The organism is Lactobacillus sp. HMSC08B12 (genome assembly GCF_001808415.1).
GTDB lineage: Bacteria > Bacillota > Bacilli > Lactobacillales > Lactobacillaceae > Lactobacillus > Lactobacillus delbrueckii.
On record NZ_KV793112.1, the window covers coordinates 1 to 8,371 of the forward strand.

Annotated in this window: 6 protein-coding genes and 1 pseudogene; all 7 read right to left on the reverse strand. The window is 42.0% G+C overall.

What is annotated here, in order from left to right; translation table 11 throughout:
• Positions 1-11: 11 nt before the first annotated feature.
• Positions 12-206, reverse strand: coding sequence for a hypothetical protein (locus HMPREF3168_RS01555; RefSeq protein WP_070488134.1), 195 nt, complete (start codon positions 204-206; stop codon positions 12-14).
• A 96-nt stretch (positions 207-302) separates the two neighbouring features.
• The gene (locus HMPREF3168_RS01560) at positions 303-803 is read right to left on the reverse strand and encodes an O-acetyl-ADP-ribose deacetylase (protein ID WP_070488136.1); all 501 of its coding nucleotides are present in this window, start codon (positions 801-803) and stop codon (positions 303-305) included.
• Entirely contained in the window at positions 803-1,585 is a 783-nt protein-coding gene (locus HMPREF3168_RS01565; RefSeq protein ID WP_025896286.1) for a tyrosine-protein phosphatase, read from the reverse strand. The genes HMPREF3168_RS01560 and HMPREF3168_RS01565 overlap by 1 nt, the downstream gene beginning before the upstream one ends.
• Before the next feature lie 112 nt (positions 1,586-1,697).
• Positions 1,698-3,278, reverse strand: coding sequence for an ATP-binding cassette domain-containing protein (locus HMPREF3168_RS01570; protein WP_070488138.1), 1,581 nt, complete (start codon positions 3,276-3,278; stop codon positions 1,698-1,700).
• Complete coding sequence (locus tag HMPREF3168_RS01575) at positions 3,256-5,460, reverse strand: class III lanthionine synthetase LanKC N-terminal domain-containing protein (protein ID WP_070488140.1); 2,205 nt, start codon at positions 5,458-5,460, stop codon at positions 3,256-3,258. The genes HMPREF3168_RS01570 and HMPREF3168_RS01575 overlap by 23 nt, the downstream gene beginning before the upstream one ends.
• Before the next feature lie 246 nt (positions 5,461-5,706).
• Positions 5,707-7,409 (reverse strand): annotated as a pseudogene (locus tag HMPREF3168_RS01580) (IS1182 family transposase).
• Positions 7,410-7,577: 168 nt separating this feature from the next.
• Positions 7,578-8,336 carry a tyrosine-protein phosphatase gene (locus tag HMPREF3168_RS01585; RefSeq protein WP_070488142.1) on the reverse strand — a complete coding sequence of 253 codons (759 nt, stop codon included), beginning with the start codon at positions 8,334-8,336 and terminating at the stop codon, positions 7,578-7,580.
• Positions 8,337-8,371 lie beyond the last annotated feature (35 nt).

Genomic DNA, 8,371 nt, shown 5'->3' on the forward strand with positions numbered 1-8,371 from the left:
ATTGAAATCGCCTACTGCAAGATACCCTTCCACAAATTGTATTTCTCTGCCGGCGCCTTCTTGTTCACCAGGTACTCCATGCCAAAGCCGCAGACCAGGTTTAAAGCCAGCATGATCAGGCGGTACTGCAGCGTTCCCCAGCTGCTCAGCAAATTTAGCAGAGCCAGCAGGGTAAAGACGATTGTCACGTAATATTTTCTCAACATCTTCTATCCCTCTCTTGTAAGCAAAAATATAATTTACACTATTTTCAAATTAGCATTAGTTAAAACCGTTATGAGAGAGATGTCAATCTGCATTTCCTAGCCCAGCAATTTCTGGTACAAGGCGTAAGTCCGGGCGTCGTAGGCCACCATGATTACCCGAATTTCGTAATCCTTGTGTTCTCTCAGCCACTTGCGGACCTCACCGAAGGCCACCTTGCTGGCCGCGTCCAACGGATAGCCGTAGACCCCGGTTGAAATCGCGGAAAAAGCGACCGAGTGCAGGCCATTTTCCTTGGCCACCCGCAGACTGTTTCTGTAGCAGGCCGCCAAAAGCAGGGGATCGCTGTGTGAACCCGAGTAAACCGGCCCTACAGTATGGATGATGTACTTAGCCGGCAGGTTAAAGCCCGGCGTGATCTTGGCCTCACCCGTCTCGCAGCTGCCCAAGGCCCGGCAGGCCTCATTCAATTCAGGTCCCGCTGCCCGGTGGATAGCCCCATCGACGCCACCGCCGCCCCGCAGTTCCCGGTTAGCCGCGTTGACGATCGCGTCCACCTTCAAAGTCGTGATATCCCCTTGCCAGATTTCTAAATTCATTAGTCCTCTTCTTCCTCCTCTAAGTACATTTCCCGGAACTTTTCCAAGTCAGCCTGCTTAAAGCCCAGTTTTCTGGTAAAAAATTTGTCAAAACTGCCCCAGCCCTGCCGGATAGTCTCCGTGATCCCTTTAACCGCGGGTCCTTCGCCCCGGGTCACGTTCATCTTCGCGATCACCTGCGACAGCTTCTCATTAGTCGGATGCTGCTTCTCAATGGAAAAATCGTACAATTCATCCGTCAGCAAATAGTCCTCCGCGATGGTCTTGTCGTCCACGCCTAGGGCCATCAAGATCAAAATACTGATGATCCCCGTCCGGTCTTTCCCGGCCGCGCAGTGGTAGACCAAGGCCTGGTCCTCCGGCAGCTTCAGCAATTCCTCAAAGACCCGTTTGATCCCCTCTTCTGAATGCTCATTTAACAAAACCTGCTGGTAGATCTTAGGCAGGTAGTCGTCAAATTCCGGCAGATGGTGAAAAAGGCGCAAGAAAGGATGGGCCTGGTTGAAGCGGTCCCCTTCAGCGTAAAGGCCAATATTCACAAAACGGACCCCCGGCCAGAGCAGGTCGGGGTAGTCCCGCTGCTCCCGGCTGGACCGCAGGTCACAGTCCACCGTAATACGCAGGTTGGCCAGCTTGACCCGGTCCCTGGCTGACATCTCGTTTAAAGCCGCCGACCGGTAGATCTTCCGCCACTTAACCCGGCGGCCGTCCAAGCCTTGATAACCGCCCAGGTCACGGAAGTTGACCGGCATGTCCAGTTCAATTACCCTTTGCATCTCCATCCGGCATCCCTCTTTTCCAAAAATCCGCGAAAAATTCTTCTCCCTTCCATTTTAGTTTTCCCAGAATTTTTTGGCAAAAAAATCGCCCCAGCTTAAGCCGGAGCGAAAAAAGTTATTTAGACAAAAAAATTTGTCTGTCAAACATGTCAACCATCTCATTCGTGAAATTGTGGCCGATAAAAATAATCGTTGCATTAGTTTTAAGAAGGTTCTTCAAAATACGCTTCGTGCTATCTTGATCCACTGCAGCCGTAGCTTCATCGATCAAAATAAAGTCACTTTGATTGAGTTCCGCACGAGCTAAAACAATCTTTTGTCTCTGCCCACCAGAAACATTAAGCTTTTCTACATCTATAACAGTATCCTGGCCTTTTGGAAACTTGGCAATATCTTTAGCCAAATCAACTTTCTGCAGGTATTCTCCAACTTTGTCATTCAACTCAAGCTTGAACATGGTAATGTTGTCTGCAATCGATGCTGGGAACAGCACCGGGTCTTGCGGCACGTAATGCATGGCTTTAAGTGAAATATCAATTTTCCGATCATTGTGATCATAGAAGGCAATATTACCAGTCGTTGCTTTCAACTCTCCCGCCAAAACCTTTAACAAAGTTGACTTACCCGTCCCACTGTCACCGGTCAGCAAAACTTTTTCGCCAGCCTTGATTTTCAAATCGGGATAATTTATTGTCTCCCCGTGATCATAGGAAAACGACAAACCAGTTGTCTGCAAATGATCAAAGGAGGCCAATTCTTTATCTGTATTTACATCCTTAGGTGGATCAGCTAAGGCAGCAGCTACCTTTTCATTCAACGGTTTAGTTGACTTGATTTGCTCCAGGTAGTTAGACAACGTAACCAGACTGTTAAATATTGTACTAGAGAATTGGCCAACCGCGACAAGTTTCCCGATAGAAATTGCTCCAGCAAAAATCAATGCTCCAGTTACGAGATCTAATACAACTTGACAAAAGATGCTCATAAAACCGTTGATAAAGTTTATCTCAATTGCGCTAACTTGACGCGTAACCAATGAGCCTTCTAATTTCTTAGACCTCTTTTCTAAAACTTCAACTAGCTTGTGTCTCGCATCATAACGTTGAATTTCAGCTAGTCCCCCTAACCAATTCTTTATACTAGTCAGATAGGCCGTGTTCATATTAGAAAAATTCAGCGTTCTTTCTTGATATTTCTTAGAGAAGATGCTTGGCAAGTATAGAAACATAACTGACAACAGCACAGTTGTAACCAACAAAATCCAATGCATCGTAATTAGCGCGTATGCTGAAAATACGACAGCTAGAGCAGAGTCAAAGAAAACGAACAGTGGCTGAGTAAAATTGTCAAACAACATCTGAAAGTCATTCGTCAAATGATTTTGCATTTCAGCAACAGTTTCAGAATTTTGGTAATAATAATCAACTGTTTTTCTTCTAAGTTGATGAACATATTCTTGAACTTGTACGATATATAAGTATTCAGCAAAGCTGATTAGGACATATCCGCCCATATACAATACAAAAAATATTGCTAAAACAAGATAAAATCTACTAATATCTCTCTTAACCAGTAAGTCTAGTATAAATCCAATTATATAATTTCCAACCGCCACACATAGCTGTCCCAAAACTTCTAAAGCAAGCGCACATGTAAACCGCAGTCGGTTTTGCCTAACAAGTTCTCCGATTTTCATTTAACTTCTCCCATTCTTTCAATACAAACGCCATTCCTCGATTACCATAAAACAGACTGGTATCTAAGGCTTCATTTCTAGAGTCGATTAAGTACGTCAAGCCATGGCAATCTATACAAAAATATTGGTAAAAAGATAATTGCCGTTCGATTAAGGGCATATAGTCCCTATCATGTGATTGTTTAACATACTTTATAAGACTCCAAGTAATGCCAGACAAGCCTTCTATGAAGGTACCATTTTTAGCATACGCCATCCTAGAAAGTTCATTAGCCAATTGCTTAATCCGTCGGTCATACACCTTAGTCTGGTAAATTACTTTTGCATTCATAAGTACTATCAGCATCCCTGCCATACCATTTTTCAAATATGGAGAAATGTATTTTGACTTTGCAAACAATCTATAACCACAAAAATCGTTATTTTCTACCCAAAACGTACTTTCTATCTTTTTTATTGTGATATCAAAGTTATCAAATTTGACCGGAACTTTTGGAACTCTTTCCTTAAGATATTCAACCATCAAAAATAACTGCCGTAATATCTTTTCCATTGAAGGCCTAGTTTGACTTAGTTCTTCGAAAATTTTTAATTGACTCTGTTCAAAATCAGGAACTGGACAGCTGCTATTTCCTAACTCCATTGATAAAAGCGCCTTCACCACTCTGGCTTCACTAATTTTTTCATCAAGGCTATTTTCTTCAATCTGTTCAATTGACACCGGCCTTTGCAACCCTTGCAATAGTGACTTTAAAGGTAATTGCTGAGTTGTGGTAATTTGACTCAGTACATTCATATCATCTTTTTGCAAAATTTCGATTGCCCTATCTAAGCTGCCTGCCGTAGCATTGATCAGCACTTTCATAGCCTTAATAAACACAGTAGGAATTTTTTCTTCAACTGCCTGTTTAATAAAGAAATTCCAACTTTGTTTGCCGCTTCGGTCTATTTTTAAAAAGTCATTTGCCCTTGAAAATATACTCATTACTAAGTATCCAGATTGATGGACATCTTGAAGTTCGGAAGATAGATAATCCACTCGTCTATCATAGAAACCTTGAGTTCGATAATAAAAGCTCTCATCCATATTTGTTAGCAACGCCGATTGTGAAACATCAACCAAAAACACTTTTTCACTTTCGAAATCAACAATGATATTCCTAGCAGAAATATCGCCTAGAAAAAAAGAATCATTATGTAACCTTTGCAAGCATCTTAGGTAATTAAGTACAATGTGCCTTATTTTAGCAAAATAAAGACTATCTCTTTTATCGCCTATAAATTCCGCTCGCAGATCATCAATCGTCAAGCCTTCAATGTACGATTCAACTAAGAAAAAGTCTTTCTGCTCATAAAATGAGTCTAATACCTTAGGAATAAAATCATACTTCTCCCAATTTATTAGATTCTTTCTCTCGTTTTGTAATTTTTGAATCTCAGTTTCTTCTGAATCTTTAAAACCGTATTTTGCACGCTTAATTACAACGTCTCTACCATGAATATCTTGCGCTCTATAAACACTTCCTGAACTTTTTCGTGAAATTATTCCTTTTAGAAAATACTTTTTTCCAATCACCTCTAGTTTATATTCATTTTTAGATTCAAAAGGTTCTTTTACGAAAGATGGTAATTGATACGGTCTTAATTCATGATCTCGATATAGCTTATTACTTTGTTCATCACGTATAAAATCATCATCAGAATTAATTATTCCATATCGATAATAGATATTCTTACTGTCCCTAAAAACCTGGTCAGTAAAGATTGGAATTCCATCTTCTTCTCCAACCAAATCGTAGATTGTTCTAATCAATTCTTTAAATCTGCTTTCAGTTTCTGGATAAACAGTAATATACTTCCCAGTCATCCATAGTGAGCCTGTCCCTCCTAAATACTGCTCTAACAAGCTATAGTTGCTAATATACTTAAACGTAAAATTATTTTTACAACTAAGGTCATATACTTTATCTAAAATAACTTGGTAGTTTTGCAAGGTAGCCGAAACATGTATCTTAAACCCCTGGCGCGGCAAAGAACCCGCCGATTTATTAATCTGAAGAAAGACATGTTGAGGATCCCTTGAAAGTATTTCTCTAGATAAACCACAAAAATTGGTTGGCACGATGTCGACATGATTATATTGCCGAACGCAGCAATCACCATTAACTAACTCATATTTCATACTGCCCCCAAAAACAAGGTTGACTTATCTTATTAATTCACTATAATATACCACAAGTGAAAGATGTTTTCACCAAAAAGTATAATCTTTTTTTAATGTTTTGGAGGCGCAATTATGAGCTCAGTCACTTATTTAGATGAATTAGACTTACTTGTTCCTGCTGAAGAAAGTCAAGAGGAGCTTGCTGGCAGTTTTGTTTGCCGTACATTTATTTGCAAAATGTAATGGCAAGACTTACATTTCTTGTTACGAGATGTATTGACAATAAATGAAAGAGTCTGGGAAAAAACTAGACTTTAGATAAATGAAAAAGGTGAAACTCGATGTAATATTTCGAGCTTCACCTTTTTTGCTTGTCGGGAAGATTCCCAATGCATGACAAAAAGAGAGCTTTAGCAGCTCTCTGCTCCAGTATTTCACTAGATTCATCATCATAAAGGCTAATCCTACATCAGTTTCTACTTTCTTCCTTCCGCGGAGGTGAACTCAAATACATTCTTGAGATGCCCAAAAATCGGCTCTACGTCTATTTTTCGGTAGCTGTAGATTCGTTTTCCGTCTTCGCTCTCAAGATATTCTTTCGCATGGGCTTTAACGTTTTCCCACGTCGGATTGTACGTAATGCGGCGCTGATAGCCTTTTGGTGTTTTAGAGGCTTCTTCTAATTCATCCGTTTCTTGAATCGGATCTGCTTCATAAATTTTAAAGTCTCGCTTATAGCCGTACCGGTCCACTTTACTGCTATAACCTTTGAATCTGAATCTTACTCCTTGGGGATCGATATAGAAGTCATCTGCTTCATCGTAGTGCCAATTGGCGACCTTAATTGGATCTTTCTTGTATTTGCGTGTTTTCTCAATTCGGTATGTCGAGTATTGAATGTAGTATTTCTTCTTAAACTGATCTTCTAGCGTGATATAGTTGTACTCACTGCCATAACCCGTATCAGCTACTATGTTCTCAAAATGAGACAGGAGAGCCATTTGACTTAGGAAAGGTACCAAGGTTCTTGTATCTGTTGGATTAGGAAATATGGCATAATCAATCACGTATTGATTCGATGTGGCTGCTTGAATGTTATAGCCCGGCTTTAGTTGTCCGTTGCGCATGTGGTCTTCTTTCATAAGCATAAAGGTCGCGTCGTGGTCTGTTTTGGAATAGCTGTTTCTGCCTTGGAAAATCTTCTCTGATTGCTCGTATTTGTAGGCTCTTGGAATGTAGTCCTTGTGCAGTTTCCTAGCTATTTTCTTCAGCTTTCTGCGTAACTGCTTTCGAGCTGATTTTTCTGTCTTATCAAGGTTTTCGCTATCGATTTCTTCGGTTAGCTTTTCAATTTTGGCCTCTGTGCTTTTAGCTATTTCTTCAAGTCCTGCGGCTTCTTGCGCTTGTTCTCTTTCAATCGTTTGAGTGACGTTCTCTTTAACAAGCTCATCGTAGAGCTCAAGGGCATGGTTCTTAAGCTTGTCGTGATACTTCTCGACAGCTTTTCTCCAAACAAACGAGTATTTATTGGCATCTTCTTCAAGTTTGGTTCCGTCGATAAACAAGGCATTTTCTCTGATCAGATTTTCATCAATGAGCATTTGCGTGAAGTAGAGGAACGCCCGCTTAACAAGCATATTTGCCTCATCGCTGGATCGAAAGTTGTTAATGGTGTGGTAAGAAATTCTTTCGTTTCTTGCCAGCCACATCATCGGTAAGCTTTCTTGAAGCATTAACTCTATCTTTCTTCCAGAGAAGGTCCTACCCGAGTAAGCAAAGAGGAGGATCTTGAGTAAAAGAGCAGGATGGTACGCCGGACGACCGGTATTTGCCAGATTTTTGAGGAGGTCATCCAAAGGAATAGTGTCCACAAAGCTGTCTATCAGATGAACCAGATGATTTTGTGGGACGACGCTCTCCAATCTTATTGTCAGTTGGCTCCGATCTGTGTTATAATATTTATACATTATAGATCACTAATTTCTATACTTTCATTCAGTCATATAGTAACATGAGGTATTTGAGATGCATAGCAAAAAGGCTTCCAGAAGTTTTTCACTTCTAGAAGCCTTTTTTATTCGTTAGAGTCTTTTTTCCCAGACTCTTTCATTTTCACACTATTGTGATATAAAATCTTATTCTAAAAACTTGTCCCTAAGCCTGTCCAAGTCTCCTTGGCCAAAGCCCAGGCTGGCAAAATAGCGGTCAAAGCCGCCCCAGGTCTGCCGGATCGTTTCCGTAATCCCGTAAAAAGCCGTTTGGCTGACCTGGGTCTGGTTCATCTTGGCAATCTGCTGGCCCAAGCGGTCGTTTTCATACGCCTCATCCCAGTCCTGGCTGTATTCCCGGCTGAGCAGGTAGTCCCGCAGGATTTCCCGGTCTTCCAGGCCCAAAGCCATCAAAACGATCACCGACACCATCCCCGTCCGGTCCTTGCCCATGGAGCAGTGGTAGATCAAGGCTTCATCATCTTCCAGGGTCAGCATTTCCTTAAAAATCTTCCGCATCACCAGGCCCGTTCTGGGGGCGACAAGGTTCTGCTGGTAGACCATGGCCAGATAGGACAATTTAGGCAGCTTGCCCGAATACTTCTCCCAGGCTGCCTCAGCTTCTTCCTCTTCATCCCCGCTCTCACTGTAAAAGTGAGCGTCGACCAGTTTAGCCCCGGGCCAGAGCTTGTCCGGGAAGTTGTCCTGTTCATGCCGGGAGCGCAGATCGCAGTCCACCACAATCTTCCGCCGGGCCAGTTCCGCCTGGTCCGCTTTGGTCAAGTGGCTGAGTGACCCCGACCGGTAGAGCCGGCCCCACTTGACAGTCCGGCCGTCCTGGCTGACGTAGCCGCCCAAATCCCGGCAATTGTAGCCGGCCTCTAACTTTACGATCCGCTTTGGCATTTTTTATCCGAATTCAAAAACATATCCAATGCTAT

Coding starts and splice junctions, on each gene's coding strand:
- HMPREF3168_RS01565 (WP_025896286.1), bottom strand. CDS start 1,585: ATGGAGATGCAAAGGGTAATTGAACTGGACATGCCGGTCAACTTCCGT.
- HMPREF3168_RS01570 (WP_070488138.1), bottom strand. CDS start 3,278: ATGAAAATCGGAGAACTTGTTAGGCAAAACCGACTGCGGTTTACATGT.
- HMPREF3168_RS01585 (WP_070488142.1), bottom strand. CDS start 8,336: ATGCCAAAGCGGATCGTAAAGTTAGAGGCCGGCTACAATTGCCGGGAT.
- HMPREF3168_RS01555 (WP_070488134.1), bottom strand. CDS start 206: ATGTTGAGAAAATATTACGTGACAATCGTCTTTACCCTGCTGGCTCTG.
- HMPREF3168_RS01575 (WP_070488140.1), bottom strand. CDS start 5,460: ATGAAATATGAGTTAGTTAATGGTGATTGCTGCGTTCGGCAATATAAT.
- HMPREF3168_RS01560 (WP_070488136.1), bottom strand. CDS start 803: ATGAATTTAGAAATCTGGCAAGGGGATATCACGACTTTGAAGGTGGAC.